Origin of the sequence: Vibrio sp. B1FIG11 (assembly GCF_905175335.1) — a bacterium.
Classification (GTDB): Bacteria; Pseudomonadota; Gammaproteobacteria; order Enterobacterales; family Vibrionaceae; genus Vibrio; species Vibrio campbellii.
The window spans coordinates 586,676-610,125 of sequence record NZ_HG992751.1; the positions used below are offsets into that span (position 1 = coordinate 586,676).

14 protein-coding genes, 4 tRNA genes, 3 rRNA genes and 1 pseudogene are annotated in these 23,450 nt (G+C 46.8%); 16 read left to right on the forward strand and 6 right to left on the reverse strand.

What is annotated here, in order from left to right:
• Positions 1-139 precede the first annotated feature (139 nt).
• Positions 140-868: an outer membrane protein assembly factor BamD gene (locus KHO06_RS02700; RefSeq protein ID WP_005425318.1), complete on the reverse strand. Its 729-nt coding sequence runs from the start codon at positions 866-868 to the stop codon at positions 140-142.
• A 136-nt stretch (positions 869-1,004) separates the two neighbouring features.
• Here KHO06_RS02700 and rluD point away from each other — a divergent pair, with 136 nt between their 5' ends.
• The 13 genes from rluD to KHO06_RS02765 all read left to right on the forward strand — a co-directional run bounded on the left by rluD (position 1,005) and on the right by KHO06_RS02765 (position 13,657).
• A complete protein-coding gene (rluD, locus tag KHO06_RS02705; RefSeq protein WP_005425317.1) occupies positions 1,005-1,982 on the forward strand; it encodes a 23S rRNA pseudouridine(1911/1915/1917) synthase RluD in 978 nt (325 codons plus the stop codon).
• A 1-nt stretch (position 1,983) separates the two neighbouring features.
• Positions 1,984-2,712, forward strand: a complete 729-nt coding sequence (gene pgeF / locus KHO06_RS02710; RefSeq protein ID WP_212582061.1) for a peptidoglycan editing factor PgeF — start codon at positions 1,984-1,986, stop codon at positions 2,710-2,712.
• Positions 2,713-2,858: 146 nt separating this feature from the next.
• Positions 2,859-5,432, forward strand: a complete 2,574-nt coding sequence (gene clpB / locus KHO06_RS02715) for an ATP-dependent chaperone ClpB (protein ID WP_038893011.1) — start codon at positions 2,859-2,861, stop codon at positions 5,430-5,432.
• 523 nt (positions 5,433-5,955) lie between these two features.
• Positions 5,956-7,508: ribosomal RNA gene (locus KHO06_RS02720) — 16S ribosomal RNA — on the forward strand.
• Positions 7,509-7,642: 134 nt separating this feature from the next.
• Positions 7,643-7,718: transfer RNA gene (locus KHO06_RS02725), tRNA-Ala, on the forward strand.
• Positions 7,719-7,759: 41 nt separating this feature from the next.
• Positions 7,760-7,835: transfer RNA gene (locus KHO06_RS02730), tRNA-Glu, on the forward strand.
• A 264-nt stretch (positions 7,836-8,099) separates the two neighbouring features.
• A 23S ribosomal RNA gene (locus KHO06_RS02735) occupies positions 8,100-10,989 on the forward strand.
• 110 nt (positions 10,990-11,099) lie between these two features.
• Positions 11,100-11,216: ribosomal RNA gene (rrf, locus tag KHO06_RS02740) — 5S ribosomal RNA — on the forward strand.
• Together the 16S, 23S and 5S rRNA genes with 4 tRNA genes alongside form the textbook arrangement of a ribosomal RNA operon.
• A gap of 32 nt (positions 11,217-11,248) precedes the next feature.
• Positions 11,249-11,325, forward strand: a tRNA-Asp gene (locus tag KHO06_RS02745).
• A gap of 35 nt (positions 11,326-11,360) precedes the next feature.
• Positions 11,361-11,437, forward strand: a tRNA-Trp gene (locus KHO06_RS02750).
• A 387-nt stretch (positions 11,438-11,824) separates the two neighbouring features.
• Entirely contained in the window at positions 11,825-12,157 is a 333-nt protein-coding gene (locus KHO06_RS02755) for a DUF1904 domain-containing protein (protein ID WP_005424824.1), read from the forward strand.
• 12 nt (positions 12,158-12,169) lie between these two features.
• Positions 12,170-13,009 carry a penicillin-insensitive murein endopeptidase gene (gene mepA, locus KHO06_RS02760; protein ID WP_005424778.1) on the forward strand — a complete coding sequence of 280 codons (840 nt, stop codon included), beginning with the start codon at positions 12,170-12,172 and terminating at the stop codon, positions 13,007-13,009.
• A gap of 339 nt (positions 13,010-13,348) precedes the next feature.
• Positions 13,349-13,657: a hypothetical protein gene (locus tag KHO06_RS02765; RefSeq protein WP_005424765.1), complete on the forward strand. Its 309-nt coding sequence runs from the start codon at positions 13,349-13,351 to the stop codon at positions 13,655-13,657.
• Positions 13,658-13,698: 41 nt separating this feature from the next.
• On the opposite strand, the gene KHO06_RS02770 is transcribed toward KHO06_RS02765, so the two are convergent.
• From KHO06_RS02770 to rdgC, 3 genes are all read right to left on the reverse strand, one after another.
• Entirely contained in the window at positions 13,699-13,953 is a 255-nt protein-coding gene (locus tag KHO06_RS02770; RefSeq protein ID WP_005424835.1) for a YfhL family 4Fe-4S dicluster ferredoxin, read from the reverse strand.
• A 2-nt stretch (positions 13,954-13,955) separates the two neighbouring features.
• Positions 13,956-15,356 (reverse strand): tRNA 5-hydroxyuridine modification protein YegQ, encoded by a 1,401-nt coding sequence (yegQ, locus tag KHO06_RS02775; protein WP_005424818.1) that lies wholly within the window; start codon positions 15,354-15,356, stop codon positions 13,956-13,958.
• Positions 15,357-15,545: 189 nt separating this feature from the next.
• Positions 15,546-16,460, reverse strand: coding sequence for a recombination-associated protein RdgC (rdgC, locus tag KHO06_RS02780; RefSeq protein WP_005424813.1), 915 nt, complete (start codon positions 16,458-16,460; stop codon positions 15,546-15,548).
• A gap of 224 nt (positions 16,461-16,684) precedes the next feature.
• Between rdgC and phoB the strand changes: the two genes are divergently transcribed.
• From phoB to KHO06_RS02795, 3 genes and pseudogenes are all read left to right on the forward strand, one after another.
• On the forward strand, positions 16,685-17,374 hold the full coding sequence (gene phoB, locus KHO06_RS02785; protein ID WP_005424836.1) for a phosphate regulon transcriptional regulator PhoB: 690 nt from the start codon (positions 16,685-16,687) through the stop codon (positions 17,372-17,374).
• A 40-nt stretch (positions 17,375-17,414) separates the two neighbouring features.
• On the forward strand, positions 17,415-18,713 hold the full coding sequence (phoR, locus tag KHO06_RS02790) for a phosphate regulon sensor histidine kinase PhoR (protein ID WP_212582062.1): 1,299 nt from the start codon (positions 17,415-17,417) through the stop codon (positions 18,711-18,713).
• Positions 18,713-19,677 (forward strand): annotated as a pseudogene (locus KHO06_RS02795) (phosphate ABC transporter substrate-binding protein PstS family protein). Before phoR ends, KHO06_RS02795 begins: the two are co-directional and overlap by 1 nt.
• Before the next feature lie 34 nt (positions 19,678-19,711).
• Here KHO06_RS02795 and ppx read toward each other — a convergent pair.
• A complete protein-coding gene (gene ppx / locus KHO06_RS02800) occupies positions 19,712-21,217 on the reverse strand; it encodes an exopolyphosphatase (RefSeq protein ID WP_212582063.1) in 1,506 nt (501 codons plus the stop codon).
• Positions 21,201-23,291, reverse strand: coding sequence for a polyphosphate kinase 1 (ppk1, locus tag KHO06_RS02805; protein ID WP_005424775.1), 2,091 nt, complete (start codon positions 23,289-23,291; stop codon positions 21,201-21,203). The genes ppx and ppk1 overlap by 17 nt, the downstream gene beginning before the upstream one ends.
• Positions 23,292-23,450 lie beyond the last annotated feature (159 nt).

The following is a 23,450-nucleotide window of genomic DNA, read 5'->3' on the forward strand; positions in this document are numbered from 1 at the left end:
AATGGTGGAGGAGAACTTTAAGCATATGTGTTGCTTAAAAAATCATCAAGTAAGTGAATGTGGTAACGAGAAAGGATAAGACAAAATTGATGGTGGTTGAAAACAAAACCGCCACAGTTTGGGCTGTGGCGGCTTAGGATTAGTTTGCTGGGTTAAGCTTGATAAGCTCTTCCGTTCTTGCAACGGCGTCATCCAGTTTCAATTGCTTGTAGGCTTCTAACTGAATCTCAAGTGATTTGCGCGCCGCTTCTGTGTCAGGAAACGCTTTTTGCAGCTCTTGAGAACGGTTGATCGCTGCAATCCAAGCTTCACGACGCAAGTAGAAGTCTGCCGTCGCTAGATCGTAGTTTGCAAGACGGTTCTTTAGCGCCACCATACGTTTCTGTGAATCTTCCGCATATGGGCTGTTCGGGTAACGTTCTAGCAGCTTTTTGAAGTCGTCGAATGCTTTCTTCACTGGCTCTGGATCACGGTCACTACGATCAACGTTGAACAAGTCATGCATGAAGTTACGGTCTTGCGCCATGTGGCTCAAACCACGCATGTACAAAACCCAGTCCATTTTTTCGTGAGTTGGGTTCAAACGCATAAAGCGAGAGATCGTTGCCAGACCTAATGCTAGGTCATCGTTTTTGTAGTACGCGTAGATAAGGTCAAGTTGTACCTGCTCAGAGTAGGCACCAAACGGGTAACGCGAATCCAAAGCTTCTAGTTTTTCGATGGCAGAAAGCCAGTTACCGCTTTGCAGAGAAGTTTGCGCGTCTGCATACAGTTCAGAAGGTGGCACATCAGGAACGATTTCTTCTTTGCTTGCACAGCCAAACAGAAGGGATACCGCTAAAAGGCCTGTTAAAGTCTGATGTTTCATATCAGGAGTCTGTTCCTTGAATCTAAATATTTCTTAAGCTGCCGTTACTTTCTTTCCAGTAACAGATACAATGACGTAATAGTCTATTTTTCCACAGTCGTGAGCATTAGTCTCACAGTTTTTAAAAAAGTTCGATATGGCTCAGCAGATTGTTTTAACCAACACCGTAAAAGATAGCCAATTAGGTCAACGTTTAGACCAAGCTATCGCCGAATTATTCGCGGACTTCTCTCGCTCTCGCTTGAAAGAGTGGTTGCTTGCAGGGAAAGTACAAGTGAATGGTGAAGTTGTCACTAAACCTCGCACCAGAGTAATGGGTGGCGAGGAAATTACCTTGCAAGCCGAGCTGGAAGATGAAGAACGCTGGGAAGCACAAGATATCCCGCTAGATATCGTCTACGAAGATGAAGACATCATCGTAATCAACAAGCCTCGTGATTTTGTAGTACACCCTGGCGCGGGTACGCCAGACGGCACAGTACTAAACGCATTGCTGCATCACTACCCAGATATCGCAGAAGTACCTCGTGCAGGTATCGTGCACCGTCTGGATAAGGACACTACAGGTCTAATGGTGGTCGCGAAAACTGTTCCGGCACAAACTCGTCTAGTACGCGCGCTGCAAAAACGTAACATCACTCGTGAGTACGAAGCGATTGCAATCGGTCGTATGACGGCGGGCGGTAAAGTGGATAAACCAATTGGTCGTCACTCTACTAAACGTACGCTAATGGCAGTTGCTCCAATGGGTAAACCTGCGGTAACGCACTACCGTGTTGCGGAGCACTTCCGTGAACACACGCGTATCCGTCTTCGCCTAGAAACCGGTCGTACGCACCAAATCCGTGTTCATATGTCTTACCTACAGCATCCGCTACTAGGTGATACTGCATACGGTGGCCGTGCTCGTATCCCAACTGGCGCTTCAGAAGAACTAACGGAAATGATCCGTGGTTTTGACCGCCAAGCACTGCACGCGGTAATGCTGCGTTTCGATCATCCTGTTACTGGTGAAGAGCTAGAGTTTCACGCTCCAGTACCGGATGACATGGTAGAAATGACAGAAGCGCTACGTAAAGATACAGAAGAGTTCGGTCTGCCTGACGAGTTCTAATATGAAGACGATACTCTCTAACTGGCCAGCACCAAAAAACGTTAAAGCTTTCGCCTCTACCAGAGTCGGAGGCTTTTCGACTGCGCCTTATCAAGGGCTTAACCTTGGTGCTCATGTTGGGGATGACTTGTCCATCGTAGAAAAGAACCGTGACTGGTTGGCGCAACAAGCAAAGATGCCTAGTGCGCCAATCTGGTTGAATCAAACCCATTCTACAGTGGTTGCTCAAGTTAGTGATCCAACAACGCAATTACTCGATGCGGATGGCGTGTTTACTTCTTCAAGTCAGGTTGTTTGTTCAGCGATGACAGCGGACTGCTTGCCCGTTTTATTAACCAATACGCAAGGCACCCAAGTTGCGGCCGTTCATGCTGGTTGGCGCGGCTTAGCAAATGGTATCGTTGAAAACGCCCTCGAGTTGTTTTCTGGTGAAGTTATGGCGTGGCTTGGTCCTGCTATTGGTCCTCAAGCATTTGAAGTCGGCGAAGATGTCCTGCAAGCCTTTGTGGATTTCGACTCACAAGCCCATCAAGCATTTATCCCCCGTGATGTTGAAGGGAAGTGGCTGGCGGATATGTCCAAGCTTGCAACTCAGCGTCTCAATAAATTTGGCATTACTCAGGTATTCGATTCAGGGTTGTGTACTTTCCAAGACAAAGAAGACTTCTATTCCTATCGTCGTGATGGTGTGACGGGTCGACAAGCCACTTTTATTTGGATTGAAGACTGAACAGTACAACTCAAAAGTGTTGAGATGCATAGCTTCATTTTTGCAAAGCTATCTTTATTAATTCACTCCCTTGAAATTCCCGCTCTGCGTATCCATCTTTCTAACTGTCAAAAGAATTTTCTTAAGTTGAGGTTAGGAAGAAAGATATGCGTCTTGATAGATTCACAAGTAAGTTTCAAATCGCTATCTCTGATGCTCAGTCATTAGCGTTAGGGCGCGATCATCAATATATCGAACCTGTGCACCTAATGGTGGCATTGCTTGATCAGAACGGTAGCCCAATTCGTCCACTGCTAACCATGTTAGATGTTGACGTGACTCATCTACGCTCTAAATTGAGCGAAATGTTAGACCGACTACCTAAAGTAAGTGGCATCGGCGGTGATGTTCAGCTGTCTAGCTCTATGGGGACAGTTTTCAATTTATGTGACAAAGTGGCTCAAAAGCGTCAGGACTCCTATATCTCTTCCGAAGTCTTTTTGCTTGCAGCATTAGAAGACCGTGGCCCACTTGGTCAGCTATTAAAAGAGATGGGCTTGACCGAGCAGAAAGTCAGCCAAGCGATCGAAAAGATCAGAGGTGGTCAAAAGGTCAATGACCCGAACGCGGAAGAACTACGCCAAGCATTGGAAAAGTTCACCATAGACCTAACAGAACGCGCAGAGCAGGGTAAGTTAGATCCTGTTATCGGCCGTGATGATGAAATCCGCCGTACCATCCAAGTATTGCAGCGTCGTACCAAGAACAACCCAGTGATCATTGGTGAACCAGGTGTGGGTAAAACCGCTATCGTAGAGGGCTTGGCTCAGCGCATCATTAATAATGAAGTACCAGAGGGGCTACGTGGTCGCCGCGTACTTTCGTTAGATATGGGCGCACTTGTTGCAGGTGCAAAATACCGTGGTGAATTTGAAGAGCGTTTGAAATCGGTATTGAATGAACTAGCCAAAGAAGAAGGCAACGTCATTCTATTTATTGATGAGCTTCATACCATGGTTGGCGCGGGCAAGGGCGAAGGCTCTATGGATGCCGGTAACATGCTAAAACCAGCATTGGCTCGTGGTGAACTCCACTGTGTAGGCGCGACTACATTGGATGAATACCGCCAATATATAGAGAAAGATGCCGCACTTGAGCGTCGTTTCCAAAAAGTGCTGGTGGATGAGCCAACAGTAGAAGATACGATTGCCATTCTGCGTGGTTTGAAAGAGCGCTATGAGCTTCACCATCACGTAGAAATTACCGACCCAGCGATCGTAGCAGCTGCGAGCTTGTCGCATCGTTATGTTTCGGATCGTCAATTGCCTGATAAAGCAATCGACCTTATTGATGAAGCAGCCTCTAGCATTCGTCTACAGATCGACTCCAAGCCGGAGTCTTTAGACAAGCTCGAACGTAAAATCATCCAACTTAAGATCGAGCAGCAAGCGCTGAGCAACGAGCATGATGAAGCAAGTGAAAAGCGCTTGGATGTGCTTAATGAAGAATTGAATGAAAAAGAGCGCGAGTATGCAGAGCTAGAAGAAGTGTGGAATGCTGAAAAAGCCGCACTCTCTGGTACGCAACATATTAAAGGTGAACTAGAGCAAGCTCGTATGGATATGGACTTTGCACGCCGTGCTGGTGACCTAAACCGCATGTCCGAATTGCAATACGGCCGTATTCCTGAACTTGAAAAGCAACTTGATCTTGCTACTCAAGCTGAAATGCAAGAAATGACTCTATTGCGGAATAAGGTGACGGACAACGAGATTGCAGAAGTACTCTCTAAGCAAACGGGTATCCCCGTTTCTAAAATGCTCGAAGCAGAAAAAGAAAAACTGCTCCGCATGGAAGAGGTACTGCACAAACGTGTGATTGGTCAGGCAGAAGCGGTTGAAGTGGTGTCTAACGCAATTCGTCGTAGTCGAGCTGGCTTATCCGATCCAAACAAACCGATTGGTTCCTTCTTATTCTTAGGTCCAACAGGTGTGGGTAAAACAGAGCTATGTAAGACACTCGCGAGCTTCATGTTTGATAGTGAAGATGCCATGGTACGTATCGATATGTCCGAGTTCATGGAGAAACACTCTGTGGCGAGATTGGTTGGTGCGCCTCCGGGTTATGTTGGCTATGAAGAAGGTGGCTATTTAACAGAAGCAGTTCGCCGTAAACCTTATTCTGTCATCCTATTAGATGAAGTAGAGAAGGCACACCCAGATGTGTTCAATATTCTGCTGCAAGTATTGGATGATGGTCGGCTAACTGATGGTCAGGGTAGAACGGTGGATTTCCGTAACACTGTAGTGATCATGACTTCGAACTTGGGTTCTGCTCGTATCCAGGAGAACTTTGCGACGTTGGATTACCAAGGTATTAAGAATGAAGTAATGGATGTGGTTAGCAAGCACTTCCGCCCAGAGTTCTTAAACCGTGTTGATGAAAGTGTGGTATTCCACCCGCTTGGTCAAGAGCACATTAAGTCGATTGCATCTATTCAGCTTGAGCGTCTAGCGAAACGCTTAGAAGAAAAAGGTTATCAATTAGAGGTATCCGAGAAAGCCCTCGATTTGATTGCTCAAGTTGGTTTCGATCCTGTCTATGGTGCGCGACCTTTAAAACGTGCAATTCAACAGAATGTTGAGAACCCATTAGCGAAATCAATCTTGGCTGGCCAAATCTTGCCAGACAAGAAAGTACAGTTGATTGTGAACAACGACCAAATCATTGCTCACCAGTAATTGCATCAATGCACTGAAAAGTGAGATCAAGTTCAAGTTTTAGGGGGCGTTAGCCCCCTTTTTAATGCACTTTTATTGGGTTTTGATTGTTTTCTGTACGAACGAACCAAAAAGATAAGTTTTTTTGAAAAATAGGCTTGTGTTCCTAAACGAACTCCCTATAATGCGCCTCCGTTGTCACGGGAAAGCAAACAAAGCGAAGTCGAGATAACAAGGTCAGTGAGTTCGAAAGTAACTCACAGAGAAATAACTTAAAAAAGTGTTTGACACGATAAGTTATCTCGCTAAAATGGCCCTCCACTTTGAAGAGAACTTCAGAGTGTGCTCTTTAAAAATAAGAACCTATCAATCTGTGTGGGCACTCGTTGATGATAATCCAATTAGAAACTTCGGTTTCAAATTAGGTTTCAATGAAACGAAGTGACCATTGAGTCTAAAGACTCAGCACAGTCAATTCAAGCATTACTTCTGCTATTTATTAGCGAAAGGAATGTTCAGTATTCATTGAGCCGAACAAAATCTTAAATTGAAGAGTTTGATCATGGCTCAGATTGAACGCTGGCGGCAGGCCTAACACATGCAAGTCGAGCGGAAACGAGTTATCTGAACCTTCGGGGAACGATAACGGCGTCGAGCGGCGGACGGGTGAGTAATGCCTAGGAAATTGCCCTGATGTGGGGGATAACCATTGGAAACGATGGCTAATACCGCATAATGCCTACGGGCCAAAGAGGGGGACCTTCGGGCCTCTCGCGTCAGGATATGCCTAGGTGGGATTAGCTAGTTGGTGAGGTAAGGGCTCACCAAGGCGACGATCCCTAGCTGGTCTGAGAGGATGATCAGCCACACTGGAACTGAGACACGGTCCAGACTCCTACGGGAGGCAGCAGTGGGGAATATTGCACAATGGGCGCAAGCCTGATGCAGCCATGCCGCGTGTGTGAAGAAGGCCTTCGGGTTGTAAAGCACTTTCAGTCGTGAGGAAGGTAGTGTAGTTAATAGCTGCATTATTTGACGTTAGCGACAGAAGAAGCACCGGCTAACTCCGTGCCAGCAGCCGCGGTAATACGGAGGGTGCGAGCGTTAATCGGAATTACTGGGCGTAAAGCGCATGCAGGTGGTTTGTTAAGTCAGATGTGAAAGCCCGGGGCTCAACCTCGGAATTGCATTTGAAACTGGCAGACTAGAGTACTGTAGAGGGGGGTAGAATTTCAGGTGTAGCGGTGAAATGCGTAGAGATCTGAAGGAATACCGGTGGCGAAGGCGGCCCCCTGGACAGATACTGACACTCAGATGCGAAAGCGTGGGGAGCAAACAGGATTAGATACCCTGGTAGTCCACGCCGTAAACGATGTCTACTTGGAGGTTGTGGCCTTGAGCCGTGGCTTTCGGAGCTAACGCGTTAAGTAGACCGCCTGGGGAGTACGGTCGCAAGATTAAAACTCAAATGAATTGACGGGGGCCCGCACAAGCGGTGGAGCATGTGGTTTAATTCGATGCAACGCGAAGAACCTTACCTACTCTTGACATCCAGAGAACTTTCCAGAGATGGATTGGTGCCTTCGGGAACTCTGAGACAGGTGCTGCATGGCTGTCGTCAGCTCGTGTTGTGAAATGTTGGGTTAAGTCCCGCAACGAGCGCAACCCTTATCCTTGTTTGCCAGCGAGTAATGTCGGGAACTCCAGGGAGACTGCCGGTGATAAACCGGAGGAAGGTGGGGACGACGTCAAGTCATCATGGCCCTTACGAGTAGGGCTACACACGTGCTACAATGGCGCATACAGAGGGCGGCCAACTTGCGAGAGTGAGCGAATCCCAAAAAGTGCGTCGTAGTCCGGATCGGAGTCTGCAACTCGACTCCGTGAAGTCGGAATCGCTAGTAATCGTGGATCAGAATGCCACGGTGAATACGTTCCCGGGCCTTGTACACACCGCCCGTCACACCATGGGAGTGGGCTGCAAAAGAAGTAGGTAGTTTAACCTTCGGGAGGACGCTTACCACTTTGTGGTTCATGACTGGGGTGAAGTCGTAACAAGGTAGCGCTAGGGGAACCTGGCGCTGGATCACCTCCTTATACGATACGGATAGTTTGCTTTCACTTTTAAAAAGTGAAGACAAATGAGTCACGATGAGTGTCCACACAGATTGATATGGTTTAAATTTCAGAGCAAAGATTGGTTCTGCATAAAATGCTGAAGCGATTTATGTGGGGCTATAGCTCAGCTGGGAGAGCGCTTCGCTGGCAGCGAAGAGGTCATCGGTTCGATCCCGATTAGCTCCACCACTAGCTAGATTGTTTCTGCTTTTAGCAAAACAACCTACAGTGTCCCGTTCGTCTAGAGGCCTAGGACACCGCCCTTTCACGGCGGTAACAGGGGTTCGACTCCCCTACGGGATACCATCTTTAAACATTCTCTCTTGAGAGTTTTTAAAAATGGTTACTTCATAAGAAGTGATTAGCTCTTTAACAATTTGGAAAGCTGACAAAACAAACTTTTAAGTTTGTTTGTAAAGTTCTCAATGTTTGTCTTTATGACAAACACCAATACAACACATTCAAGTGTTCTTGGAATTTGAGTCCGGCAAAATCGAGTCTGCATCATGTATAAAAATTGCAGACAACTTTGGTGATTTGATTTCAACTCGAAACTCCTTCGGGTTGTATGGTTAAGTGACTAAGCGTACACGGTGGATGCCTTGGCAGTCAGAGGCGATGAAGGACGTATTAACTTGCGATAAGCCCAGATTAGGTAGTAAAAACCATTTGAGTCTGGGATTTCCGAATGGGGAAACCCACTAGCATAAGCTAGTATCGCTGCGTGAATACATAGCGTAGCGAGGCGAACCGGGGGAACTGAAACATCTAAGTACCCCGAGGAAAAGAAATCAACCGAGATTCCGAAAGTAGCGGCGAGCGAAATTGGATTAGCCCTTAAGCTTTTTATGCGTCAGGTGAAACTTCTGGAAAGTTGTGCGATACAGGGTGATAGCCCCGTAACCGGCAACGCATTTAAAGTGAAATCGAGTAGGGCGGGACACGTGATATCCTGTCTGAATATGGGGGGACCATCCTCCAAGGCTAAATACTACTGACTGACCGATAGTGAACCAGTACCGTGAGGGAAAGGCGAAAAGAACCCCTGTGAGGGGAGTGAAATAGAACCTGAAACCGTGTACGTACAAGCAGTAGGAGCACCTTCGTGGTGTGACTGCGTACCTTTTGTATAATGGGTCAGCGACTTATATTCAGTGGCAAGGTTAACCATCTAGGGGAGCCGTAGGGAAACCGAGTCTTAACTGGGCGTTCAGTCTCTGGATATAGACCCGAAACCAGGTGATCTAGCCATGGGCAGGTTGAAGGTTGAGTAACATCAACTGGAGGACCGAACCGACTAATGTTGAAAAATTAGCGGATGACTTGTGGCTAGGGGTGAAAGGCCAATCAAACCTGGAGATAGCTGGTTCTCCCCGAAAGCTATTTAGGTAGCGCCTCGGACGAATACTACTGGGGGTAGAGCACTGTTAAGGCTAGGGGGTCATCCCGACTTACCAACCCTTTGCAAACTCCGAATACCAGTAAGTACTATCCGGGAGACACACGGCGGGTGCTAACGTCCGTCGTGGAGAGGGAAACAACCCAGACCGCCAGCTAAGGTCCCAAATTACTACTAAGTGGGAAACGATGTGGGAAGGCTCAGACAGCCAGGATGTTGGCTTAGAAGCAGCCATCATTTAAAGAAAGCGTAATAGCTCACTGGTCGAGTCGGCCTGCGCGGAAGATGTAACGGGGCTAAGTAGTAAACCGAAGCTGCGGCAATGCACTTTAGTGCATTGGGTAGGGGAGCGTTCTGTAAGCGGTTGAAGGTGTGTGGTAACGCATGCTGGACGTATCAGAAGTGCGAATGCTGACATGAGTAACGATAAAGGGGGTGAAAAACCTCCTCGCCGGAAGACCAAGGGTTCCTGTCCAACGTTAATCGGGGCAGGGTAAGTCGACCCCTAAGGCGAGGCCGAAAGGCGTAGTCGATGGGAAACGGGTTAATATTCCCGTACTTCTTACAATTGCGATGGGGGGACGGAGAAGGCTAGGTGGGCCTGGCGACGGTTGTCCAGGTTCAAGTGCGTAGGCTGAAGAGTTAGGTAAATCCGGCTCTTCTTAAGGCTGAGACACGACGTCGAGCTACTACGGTAGTGAAGTCATTGATGCCATGCTTCCAGGAAAAGCCTCTAAGCTTCAGATTGTAAGGAATCGTACCCCAAACCGACACAGGTGGTCGGGTAGAGAATACCAAGGCGCTTGAGAGAACTCGGGTGAAGGAACTAGGCAAAATGGTACCGTAACTTCGGGAGAAGGTACGCTCTCGACGGTGAAGTCCCTTGCGGATGGAGCTATTGAGAGTCGCAGATACCAGGTGGCTGCAACTGTTTATTAAAAACACAGCACTGTGCAAAATCGTAAGATGACGTATACGGTGTGACGCCTGCCCGGTGCCGGAAGGTTAATTGATGGGGTTAGACTTCGGTCGAAGCTCTTGATCGAAGCCCCGGTAAACGGCGGCCGTAACTATAACGGTCCTAAGGTAGCGAAATTCCTTGTCGGGTAAGTTCCGACCTGCACGAATGGCGTAATGATGGCCACGCTGTCTCCACCCGAGACTCAGTGAAATTGAAATCGCTGTGAAGATGCAGTGTACCCGCGGCTAGACGGAAAGACCCCGTGAACCTTTACTACAGCTTGGCACTGAACATTGACCCTACATGTGTAGGATAGGTGGGAGGCTTTGAAACTAGTACGCCAGTATTAGTGGAGCCGTCCTTGAAATACCACCCTTGTAGTGTTGATGTTCTAACGTTGACCCCTCATCGGGGTTGCGGACAGTGCCTGGTGGGTAGTTTGACTGGGGCGGTCTCCTCCCAAAGCGTAACGGAGGAGCACGAAGGTGGGCTAATCACGGTTGGACATCGTGAGGTTAGTGCAATGGCATAAGCCCGCTTGACTGCGAGAATGACAATTCGAGCAGGTGCGAAAGCAGGTCATAGTGATCCGGTGGTTCTGAATGGAAGGGCCATCGCTCAACGGATAAAAGGTACTCCGGGGATAACAGGCTGATACCGCCCAAGAGTTCATATCGACGGCGGTGTTTGGCACCTCGATGTCGGCTCATCACATCCTGGGGCTGAAGTCGGTCCCAAGGGTATGGCTGTTCGCCATTTAAAGTGGTACGCGAGCTGGGTTTAGAACGTCGTGAGACAGTTCGGTCCCTATCTGCCGTGGGCGTTGGAAGATTGAAGGGGGCTGCTCCTAGTACGAGAGGACCGGAGTGGACGAACCTCTGGTGTTCGGGTTGTGTCGCCAGACGCATTGCCCGGTAGCTAAGTTCGGAATCGATAACCGCTGAAAGCATCTAAGCGGGAAGCGAGCCCTGAGATGAGTCTTCCCTGATACTTTAAGTATCCTAAAGGGTTGTTCGAGACTAGAACGTTGATAGGCAGGGTGTGTAAGCGTTGTGAGGCGTTGAGCTAACCTGTACTAATTGCCCGTGAGGCTTAACCATACAACACCCAAGGGGTTTTGATGGACTCAAAGCAAGAACGAATTGAATGTGTAAGAACTGAAACAGCTTTCCGAATTATTCGATTTGCAAGCAAATTGATAAAGAATTTGCTTGGCGACCATAGCGATTTGGACCCACCTGATTTCCATTCCGAACTCAGAAGTGAAACGAATTAGCGCCGATGGTAGTGTGGGGCTTCCCCATGTGAGAGTAGGACATCGCCAGGCTTTAAATTTAGACTTAAATGTCTAACCAGTGCGGAGCGGTAGTTCAGTTGGTTAGAATACCGGCCTGTCACGCCGGGGGTCGCGGGTTCGAGTCCCGTCCGCTCCGCCACTTATTCGAGAGTCGTCTCATCAAACACGAACTACAGGGGTGTAGCTCCAATTGGCAGAGCAGCGGATTCCAAATCCGCGTGTTGGGAGTTCGAATCTCTCCACCCCTGCCATATTTAAGGCTCTAGCAGAAATGCTAGAGCCTTTTTCGTATATGAAGGAAAGAGTACTAATCTAGTTGGACGGCTGGAGCGTCAACCCGCTTGGTTGCAAGTCTTATCAAATTTCCAGAGTGCTGGTCCAATCCACCCCTGCCATTTTCTAAAGCCCCAGCAGAAATGCTGGGGCTTTTACGTCTGAAGAAAAGAGCATTAACCTAGTTAAAAGAGTAGCGTGTTCTCCCAATACCAAAATAGCTGTGTTGGGACGAAGATTTCGAATCTCTGCTATGGCTTTACGGTATGCTCCAGTTTTGTGGCGGATAGCTAGCGCTCAAGGTGATTAGAAGGTGACTTCCTGTTATTATCGGCGCTGAATTCTAATAATTAGGAAGCAAGTCTATGCCACATCTTCGATTTAGAGCAGTAGAACCTCAAACGGTTCAAGCGCTGTCAAAACCTCTTACTGATGAACTACAGCCATTAATGGACTGCCCTCGTGAAGATTTCACGTTTGAGTACATTTACACCACTTTTTTCAGTGAAGGTGAAGTAAGCAGCGCTTATCCTTTTGTTGAGGTGTTGTGGTTCGACCGTGGACAAGATACTCAGGACGAAGTTGCCAAAGCGATTACTAAGCAAGTACGTGGCATCGTAGGTGAAGATATCGACGTTGCGGTAATTTTCTCTGCACTCTCTCCTAAAGGCTACTATGATAATGGTGAGCACTACTAAGGAATGAGCGTGATGAAGCTGAGTCTTTCTTTTTGTTTAAGTTTTTTATTCTCAGCTTCACTCTATGCATCCCCGTGGGAGCAGGTCTCTGGTCCCACAAAAAACATTTCTTCTTCTATTGGCAGTTATGCAAACGGCTGCTTAGATGGCGCTTCTCCTCTCCCTCTTGATGGTATTGGTTATCAGGTGCTACGAAGTAAAACGAAACGTTACTATGGGCACCCCCATACAATAAATTTCGTTGAAGAGTTAGCACTGAAAGCAAACCAAGATCTGAATACAACGTTACTTATTGGTGATTTGTCACTGGCAAGAGGCGGACGCTTCTCTTCTGGCCATTCTAGCCATCAAACGGGATTAGACATTGATATTTGGCTGCGTTTGGCTGATCAACCACTTTCCTATAATGAGCTTCAACTTCCTACGCCAATGAGTGTCGTGGATCTCAAGAAATACAAGATCCTAGAGCATCGCTGGGAGGCTCGGCATTTTGAGCTTATTCGTAGTGCGGCACAAAGTGAGGACGTGGCTCGTATCTTTGTTCATCCAGTGATTAAGGAGCAGCTATGTAAGCAGGAAGGAGAGAATGACCGAGCTTGGTTGCGTAAGGTGCGTCCGTGGTGGGGACACCACTACCATTTTCATGTCAGGTTAACTTGCCCTGAGTCGAGCTCTAATTGTGTAAACCAAGCACCTCCTCCTGTGGGAGATGGCTGTGGTGCTGAATTGGCTAGTTGGAAACCTAAAGCGACGCCGCCTCCAGTGGCGAAGAACAAGCCTAAGGTGACACCAAAGCCGAAAAAACAAAAGGTGATACCAGCACAGTGTCAATCGTTGATCACTAAGAACTAAAGACCTTTGCCCCCCTCATTAATCTATCCATATGCCTTTTCCAGTTCTTTTTATGAAACTGGAGAAAGATCATTCTTTTGTCTACAGTGAATAATACCAGTACAAAAACTAACCTGATTAGTTTTGGTGGCATATTATAGAAATCTAACATAAACAAAAGGTTGCGTTCGCTTTCGTTACTCGCAACTTTAATTTCAAGAAAGATCTTTTCGTCGCGATTCTCTGATTTCTTAGCAATATGTCTGTTGGTTGGTGAAGGACAAACGACAACGCAGACTACTGTATTAAGGTGGGAAAGGAGGCGGTCTCCCCACCAAAGAGTTAATCAAGGACAAAACCATGACTATGATTTGTGCAAAAGAATTTGCAGAGTGGTTAAGACACAGATTTAGCAGTGATACTAAAGGGGTCTATTTGACTCGAGAGGATGTTAATCACCTGACAGGGCGTCAGCGCCTTGATCCAGGTTTTGTTAATGATGTGCATTACGAACTGATGCAATACGGAATAGCTTTCGTTACTGATACGAGCCGTGAAAATTTTTATTTGATACCGGTATCTCAAGCTGAAAACTGGCGCGAAAAGTTAGAGTATCATTTCGAAAAAGAACTGTTTTGCAACATCATTCCTATCGAAAAGTCGGGTTAAAAAAAGGTTCAACTTTGGCTGCAAAGTTGAACCCCTTTTGATTACGCTAACCCTTGAATAATCACAAACTTCTCTAGCAATTGCTCTTCAGTTTCAACATGATTAGGGTCGGTAATAATGCATTTTGTAATAGGACACACTGACTGGCATGTTGGCTTCTCGTAGTGGCCTTTGCACTCAGTACAGAGCATTGGGTCAATCTCGAAAATGCTGTCACCCATAGTAATAGCACCGTTAGGGCACTCTGGGTCACACATGTCACAGTTGATGCACTTATCGGTAATAAGTAGTGCCATGATTACTTACCAGTTGGGTTACGGGTATCCTGACCTGCATTTAAGTTACGCATCAACAGGCCGTATTCTAGATCCATATCTTCTGGAACTGGGATAAATACGAAGTGGCCGTTACCTTTTGCGTCTTCAATTGATTCTGACTTACGGTTTTCCATCGCTTCTAGCGTGAAGATTACGTTGCCTTTTGGTGTCATTAGCTCAAGGCTGTCACCAACGATGAATTTGTTCTTCACCTCAACTTCCGCCATGTCACCACGACGTTTGCCAGTGAATTCACCAACGAATTGCTGAGCATCAGATACAGAGTAACCGTAATCATAGTTTTGGTAGCTGTCGTGAGTATGGCGACGTAGGAAACCTTCTGTGTAGCCACGGTGAGCTAGGCTTTCTAGCGTACCCATTAGGCTTTCATCAAATGGACGACCAGCAACTGCATCGTCAATCGCTTTGCGGTAAACCTGAGCAGTACGAGCACAGTAGTAGAATGACTTAGTACGACCTTCGATCTTCAATGAGTGAACACCCATCTTAGTTAGACGTTCCACGTGTTGGATTGCACGCAGGTCTTTCGAGTTCATGATGTAAGTGCCGTGCTCATCTTCGTAAGCTGCCATCTTCTCTTCTGGACGGTGCGCTTCAGAAAGCAGAACGACTTCATCGGTTGGTTTGCCGCGACCGATGGTTGTCTCAGGGCGCTCGTCAGCAACTTCGATTGCTTGCGCTTCCGTTGGGTCAAATTTTTCTACGATATCGCCAGTGTCGTTTTCTTTGCCTTCTTCAACTTTGTACTCCCAACGACATGCGTTAGTACATGTACCTTGGTTAGGGTCACGTTTGTTGATGTAACCAGAAAGTAGGCAACGGCCAGAGTAAGCCATGCATAGAGCACCGTGAACGAAAACTTCTAGTTCAGTTTCAGGACAGTGCTCGCGAATTTCTTCGATTTCTTCTAGAGAAAGCTCACGAGAAACGATCACACGCTCAACACCGTTAGCAGCCCAGAACTTCACTGTTGCCCAGTTTACTGCGTTCGCCTGTACAGACAGGTGGATTGGCATTTCTGGGAACGCTTCGCGAACCATCATGATTAGACCAGGATCAGACATGATAAGTGCGTCTGGGCCCATTTCTACCACTGGCTTAAGGTCACGGATGAAAGTTTTAAGCTTAGAGTTGTGCGGTTGGATGTTACATACCACGTAAAGCTTTTTGCCTAGGGCATGTGCTTCGTTGATACCGATTTGTAGGTTTTCGTGGTTGAACTCGTTGTTACGTACGCGAAGGCTGTAGCGAGGTTGGCCAGCGTATACTGCATCTGCGCCGTAGGCGAATGCGTAACGCATGTTTTTAAGGCTACCTGCTGGAGACAGTAGCTCTGGTACGAATGCTTTCTCTGTTGTCATTGCTCAATTCTCTTAATATCTGATCACAAGTCAGGCCAATTCCACCTCATGGAAATGGGGCGCAAATTTTACGTCAAAATGTGACCTGTGACTAGGAGAATTATGGTTTAGATAAACAAACGCCCTCAAAAAAAAGTGAGGGCGTTATGATTAATCTTTGTACGAAACTAAGTGTTAGTGTGTACGAAACTAAGCGTTAGGGTTTGGCAGGCCGCCCAATGCTTCGTATAGATTTGGTAGGAAAGCGCTGAACTCGCCACACATTAGAGAGAAGTCTGCGTCGAAGCGAGCTGCTTGATCTTCGCGTGGGATGTCATCGTTTTGATCTTTTAGTTCATCAGAGAACTTCAGACGTTTGATGCCAGAATCTTCTGCCATGATGAATTCGATACGATCTTGCCAGTTCAGTGCTAGCTTAGTCACTACTTTGTCTGCAGCGATGTGGTTGCGGATTTCATCAGTTGTCAGCTCTTGCTTCTTACAACGAATCACGCCGCCTTCTTCTAGCACAGACTTAAGCTCAGCTTCGTCCATCATAGAAATGCCTTGTGGCGTATCACCGGTTTTCACCCATTCCGTTAGCGTCGTTTCGATAGCAACTTCTGGGATTGCTGGTACAACAGGCAGGCTACCCATTGTTTTACGCAATAGTGCTAACACGTCTTCTGCTTTTTTGTAGCTGCTTGCATCAACAAGGATGAAGCCTTCTTTTGGCATGATCAGTACGTAAGTGTGGCTGCTACGGCTAAATGCACGAGGCAGCAGATCCATTACGATGTCATCTTTCAGATTGTCTTTCTCTTTCTTTTTAAGAGGACGACCTTCTTGTGCTTCCATTGCTTCTACTTTCGCGTTTAGTGAATCTTTGATCACTGAAGCTGGCAGCATTTTCTCTTCTTTCTTAGCGCAAATCAGAATGCGGTTTTCAGAAACGTGCGTCATCATGTCGCCATTTCTACCCATCGCGCTAACCCAACCAAACTTTTGCTTATCTTGGCTGCCACAAGGGGTGAATCGGAACTCGGCTAGTTGAGTTTCCAGTTGATCGGCGTTGAAGTTAACCTCGCGGTTAACGCGGTATACCAGACAGTTTTTAAACCACATAAATCTTCTCTAGGCTTGATGACAAGGGACTAATCATAGGGAATTTTCCCGGCGTTGTCCTAATTGAATTGAAAAAGATCATGATGAATCTCAAAAGAAACTTATATGAAAATTTGTTTTCAAAGGTCACAAAAGTGTCATAATTGGTAGTAATAATGCTTATGCATAGAGGGGCGCTTTGTCCTTTAAATTCATTAGCTCAACTCACATAAGGTTATTCAATTATGTCTAGAAGGATTCTGGTTGTTGAAGACGAAGCTCCGATTCGCGAAATGCTATGCTTCGTGCTTGAACAGAAAGGTTATCAAGCAGTAGAAGCAGAAGATTACGACTCTGCGGTAACCAAACTGGCTGAACCCTTCCCGGATTTAGTGCTACTAGACTGGATGCTACCAGGTGGTAGTGGTATTAACTTCATCAAACACATGAAGCGCGAAGAGTTAACTCGCAATATCCCCGTTGTGATGCTGACAGCTCGTGGTGAAGAAGAAGACAAAGTGCGCGGCTTAGAAGTTGGCGCGGATGACTACATCACCAAACCTTTTTCACCAAAAGAGTTGGTTGCTCGTCTTAAAGCCGTTATTCGCCGCGTAACACCGACTGCGCTTGAAGATGTGATTGATGTACAAGGTCTGAAGTTGGACCCTGTTTCTCACCGCGTGACTGCAAATGATGAAGCAGTAGATATGGGACCAACTGAGTTCAAAATGCTGCACTTCTTTATGACGCACCAAGAGCGTGTTTACAGTCGTGAACAACTGCTAAACAACGTTTGGGGTACCAACGTGTATGTAGAAGACCGTACCGTTGACGTACACATTCGTCGCTTGCGTAAAGCGCTTGAGGCGGCAGGTCACGACAAACTAATCCAAACCGTTCGTGGCGCAGGATACCGTTTCTCGACGAAGGCATAACATCGCTAGCAGCTTATCAATACCATTTCTGGAGTAATGAGTGGTTGAAAGATTGACTTGGAAAAAGCTGGCCTGGGAGCTGGCTTTTTTTTACACCCCTTGGGTGATCATAGGTTGGATATTCGGTTATATGCCGTGGTTGCTATTGGCGGCCACGGCTTTGCAGCTTGTATGGCATTTGCATAATCAGGTGCGCTTGTCGGCTTGGTTGTGGGATGAAAAGCGTCTCACGCCACCGTCAGGTAGTGGCAACTGGGAATCGTTATTCAACGGCTTATACCGATTGCAACAACGTCAACGTCGTAAGCGTAAAGAGCTTACCAATTTGATTCGCCGTTTCCGTAATGGTGCTGAATCGCTGCCGGATGCAGTGGTGGTGTTTCGTGCTGAAGGTAACATCGTATGGTGTAACAAGCTCGCACAACACCTTTTGGGTTTCCACTGGCCGGAAGATTCTGGGCAACCTATTTCTAACCTCATCCGTACTCCAGACTTTATTAAGTACATCAATAAACAAGACTTCTCAGAGCCGCTAGAAATGCGCTCACCATTGAATGTCGAGCGAATGTTGGAACTGCGTATCGTACCTTACACCGAAGGGGAACATCTGATGGTGGTGCGTGATGTTAGCCAACTTAAACAGCTTGAAGGTATGCGTCGTAACTTCTTCGCTAACGTATCTCATGAGCTTCGTACACCGATGACGGTACTGCAAGGCTATCTTGAGATGACGGAAGATCCAGACATGATTGTTGGTCCAATGTGGACGAAAGCACATGGGGTGATGACAGAGCAGCTCAACCGCATGAACAGTTTAGTTAATCAGCTTCTGACGCTGTCTAAGATTGAGGCGGCACCAATGCATGAGTTGGAAGATGTGGTCAATGTCCCTAGCATGTTGGAAGTGCTAGAGAAGGAAGCGGTAAGCTTAAGTGGTGATGATAAGCATCAGTTGAAGTTCGACGTCGATTCTAGTCTGCGTGTGCTCGGTGATGATGACCAACTGCGTAGTGCGATTTCTAACTTGGTGTATAACGCGGTGAAATACACACCTCCGGGGGCACATATTAACGTTCGTTGGTATCAAACTACGCAAGGTGCTTGCCTAGAAGTAGAAGACAGCGGTGATGGCATTGAGCCACAACACTTGCATCGATTGACTGAACGTTTCTATCGCGTGGATAAAGCTCGTTCACGAGATACTGGGGGCAGCGGTCTAGGTTTGGCCATCGTGAAGCACGCGTTGAGCCACCATGATTCTCATCTCGAAATTTACAGTGAAGTTGGTGTTGGCAGTAAGTTCTCTTTCGTTCTACCAAGTCGTTTGGTGGTGAAGTAATGAGCGTCGTATCCAAAGTAATCAAGAAAGTTACTCTAGCCACACTGGTACTCTCCAGCGTGGCTTTTGCACAAGATGAACCGTTGCCGAATTATCAAAAGACAACTGGCATAGCCGGTAACTTATTGTCTGTCGGCTCAGATACGTTAGCGGGTATGACCACGCTTTGGGTGGAAGAATTTAAATCTATCTACCCGAACATTAATGCTCAGGTACAAGCTTCTGGCTCATCGACTGCGCCACCGGCGTTAACAGAGCAAACTGCGCAATTCGGGCCAATGAGTCGCTCAATGCGTATGCGAGAGATCGAAGCATTTGAGCGGGTGCATGGTTACAAGCCAACGGCTCTTCGTGTTGCGATTGATGCTATTGGTATTTTTGTGCACCAAGATAATCCAATCAAAGGGCTTAACTTCCATCAGCTGGATGCGATGTTTTCCGCGACATTGCGCTGCGGTGAAAGTGAGTTCATCACTAACTGGCGTGAGTTAGGCATCAAAGCTGAATGGGCAAAGCGTAACTTGCAGTTGTTTGGGCGTAACTCGGTATCGGGTACCTACGGTTACTTTAAAAGTAACGCCTTGTGTGGCGGTGATTTCAAAACTCGTGTGAATGAACAGCCAGGATCAGCATCAGTGGTGCAGTCTGTGGCATCAACGATTAGCGGTGTTGGTTACTCCGGTGTGGGTTATCGAGTTGCTGGGTTCGTTTAGTTCCTATTGCGAAAACAGGCACAGATTACGTTAGCCCAGTGCGTGAAAATATCATCTCAGGTAAGTACCCACTATCGCGTTACCTATATGTATACGTGAATAAACATCCGGATTATCCGCTAAGCCCAATTGAAGCTGAGTTCATTCGCTTTATGTTCTCTGCACAAGGGCAAGCGCTGGTTGCGAAAGACGGTTATGTTCCGATTACTGCTGATTTCGCTGCCGAGGAATTAAAAAAGGTCGGTTTGTAAGCCGACCTTTTTCTTTGTCTCACTGAGTTCATAGTTAGAAGCTCAATGTCCATCCTGCGCTTTCCCAGCGTTGCTGCTCTTCCTGCAAATCGGCATCGAGCAGTTTGTTATTCTCCAACCAATCTTCTTCTACGCAGGTAAGTACCCACTTATCTTCTTGTATCGATAGTGTCAGCTCTGGCAACGGGTCATCATTGCGTTGACCGTTGACCACAATGGCTAGACGCAGAATCTTAATTAAGTTGATGATGTCATTCTCTTTGTAGAGGTTAAACTCTGGGAACTCATTCAGCTTAAGGGATTTTCGTTGGAAGCGAGCTAAGGTCGCCAATACCAATTGCTGTTCGCGGTTAAAGCCCGGTAAGTTGGAGTGCAGCAGAATGTAGAATGAGTGACGATGGAAACCGCGCAGACTGATACTCAAGCCGACTTCATGCAGCAAAGCCGCCCATTCGAGTAAATCAAACAGCTCACTCTTCTTTTTGATACCAAGTTCAGAACGAACATGGCACAGCATCTCTCTTGCATGACCCTTTACGCGTGCCGCGTGTTCGATATCAACGCGATGTTTTTTCGCTAGGTTTTCTGTGGTGCGCATACGAATATCAGAGCGAGCGAAACGTTCTTCCATCTCGTAGAGCAGACCTTCTCGCAACGCGCCATCCGAGAAGAACATCTGGTTGATTTTTAGTGATTGGAAGATGGCAGCCAGAATGGCTACACCTGCGGCAAAGACTGGCTTGCGTTCATCGGTCAGACCAATAAGCTCGATATCATCAATAGACTCAAACTCACACAATGTGTCGATGAGCTTACCCAAACGCTTGTTGGTGATCAGTCCATCTTCATGACCTAAACCAATCAAGACTTCGCGAATAGCTTTAATCGTACCAGAAGAGCCTAGGGCAATATCCCAACCTTTCTTGCGGTATTTTGTAGCAATGGATTCAATACGCTGCTCTGCGGCGAGAATTGCTTTGCTGAAGTTCTTCCGTGACAGTTTGCCATTATTGAAGAACTGTTCGGTAAAACTCACACAACCCATTTGCTTACTGTTGAGAAGCTCTGGCTCAAACTCTTGACCAATGATCATCTCGGTACTGCCGCCACCGATATCGACAACTAACTTGGAGTTAGACTCCGCTTGGGTGTGCGCGACGCCGAGATAGATGAGGCGAGCTTCTTCTTCGCCCGGAATGATTTCAATTGGGAAAGGCAGCACCTTTTTTGCTCGTTTGATAAACAGATGAGCGTTGTTGGCACGCCTTAAGGTATGGGTCGCTGCAATTCTTACGTTTGACGTTTCAAAGCCTTGCAGGCGCTCGGCGAACATCGCGAGGCACTCAAGGCCTCGCTCCATCGCGGCGTGACTTAGGTTTAATTCTGAATCGAGCCCGGCAGCTAAGCGCACTCGCTGTTTATGGCGGCTGACTAATTGCAGGTCACTTCCAACAACTTTCGCCACCACCATATGGAAGCTGTTCGACCCAAGGTCAATGGCTGCAATGTGGCGTACATCTTGTTCAAGTATCTGAGGCATCTGCTTTTTGTTTTCTTGTTTGTTTCTCTATATTTTTAAGATAGTCGTAGATGGCAACTTGTGATCGAACTTTTTTACGATTACCTCGCGGTACGTAGCTGTTGCTCATCTCTTTATCTATCAAACGAGCCTTTACTGTATCGGTAAAGTGAATGTTAGTTATATCAATAATGCGTTGTTTCAAACGTGGGTCACGAACTGGAGCTGCAACTTCAATACGATGATCGATATTTCGTGTCATCCAGTCCGCCGATGAGATGTAAACTTGTGGGTCACCATCATTGTGAGTGATGACGACGCGAGGATGCTCAAGGAATCGGTCAACAATACTGATGATGCGAATGTTCTCGCTCACGCCTTCAATACCCGGTACGAGTGAACACATACCGCGGATAATCATATTGATTTTCACCCCGGCATTGCTCGCACCATAAAGTTTATTGACGATGCCTTTGTCGACCAAGTTATTCACTTTGATCGTCAGCGCTGCTTTCTTGCCCGCTTTTGCGTTGGCAATCTCCCCATCAATCAAACGGTAGAGTTGTTTACGCGAATTGCGTGGTGAAACGATGAGGTGGTTAAACCTGACTGGGCGATATGGGTTCTCGATATAGCCAAAGACGTTACGAACTTCATTGGTAATTTCTTGATCTGCGGTTAGCAGTGCAAAGTCGGTGTAGATACGTGCGGTTTTCTCGTGGAAGTTACCTGTACCGATATGCGCGTAACGTACGATTTCACCTTCTTCGCGGCGGCTAATCAGGAGCAGTTTTGAGTGAATTTTCAAACCTGGCGCACCAAAGATAACGTGTACGCCTGCATCGGTGAGAACCTTTGACCACTCGATATTGGCTTCTTCATCGAATCGGGCTTGCAGTTCCACGACCACAGTTACGCTTTTGCCATTGTGCACTGCATCGATCAGTGAGTTCATCAAGCGCGAATCTTTGGCAACGCGATAGATATTAATCTTGATCGCCAACACTTTAGGATCGAAGGAAGCTTGGCGAACCAGTTCAGAGATGTGATCGAAGGTGTGATAAGGGTAGTAAAGCAAAATGTCTTTGGCTTTGATCGCATCGAAACTGTTGGCGTAGCCTTCGAAGTCGGCACACTTCATCGGTGGCATGGGCTTGTTTTCTAAGTACTCACGACCAACATTTGGGAATCCAATGAAGTCTTTAAAGTTGTGGTAACGACCACCGGGAATCAAGCTGTCGTAGTTGGATATTTGCAGTTTGCTGCACAAGAAATCGAGCATCTCTTGCGGCATTTCACGCTCGTAAACAAAGCGCACAGGCATAGCAGTTAAGCGTTGGTTTACCCCTTCAGACATCTGTTCGAGTAAGCTGTATTCGATCTCTAGGCGCAAATCGTATTCGGCATCGCGGGTCATCTTCATCGCGTAGCCATTTAGTTCGTCATAATCGAAGAAGCCTTTAAACAGCTCATCCAGACAATAGCGGATGATGTTGTCGAGTAGAATAATGGTCTTGCGACGTTTGCCTTTTTGCTCCGGTACCATGACGAAGCGAGGAAGGTGGTCAGTTGGTATTTCGAGTAAAGCGTATTGGGAATGATCGTCTTTGCGCAGATCGACGGTAATGTAGGCGTATTCGTCTTTAAGAAACTGCAACACATCAATGTCATCTTTAATCAAAAGCGGAGTGATGTGTGGCATGACTTCTTTGCGAAAGTACTTGGTGATCCAGCGTTTCTGCGTGTCATCCAGCTGGTTTTCGTTAACCAAGAAAATGCGGCGTCGTGCCATCTCGCGGATCAAATCACCGTACAGTTCGTCAAATTGTTCGTTAAGCTTCAATGCTTTGGTTTGCATCTTAGTTAACAAGTGCTTAGAGTTATCGCTTCCACCTCGTTCTTGGCTGATCAAGATCCGACGTTTTACGTCTGCAAAGCGTACCTTGTAGAACTCATCTAAGTTATTGGAAAAGATCCCCAGAAAGCGAATACGTTCGATTAAAGGGACTGTTTTATCGGCGGCTTCTTGCAGTACTCTTTCATTGAAAGACAACCAACTAAGTTCTTTTTCTATATAGAGTTTTTCTGCGCTCATAACCTTACCTAGCCTAAAATGAAGTAAATCCGCACTCATCTGTGGGATAAAAAAGATGAGCCTGAACACTATGAGGTTTACGTTACAGTTTTATTTCATAACACGGCCTGCATAAGAGTTGTATTCTTTTCAGTTGTTTAATGTGATCTGTAATATAAT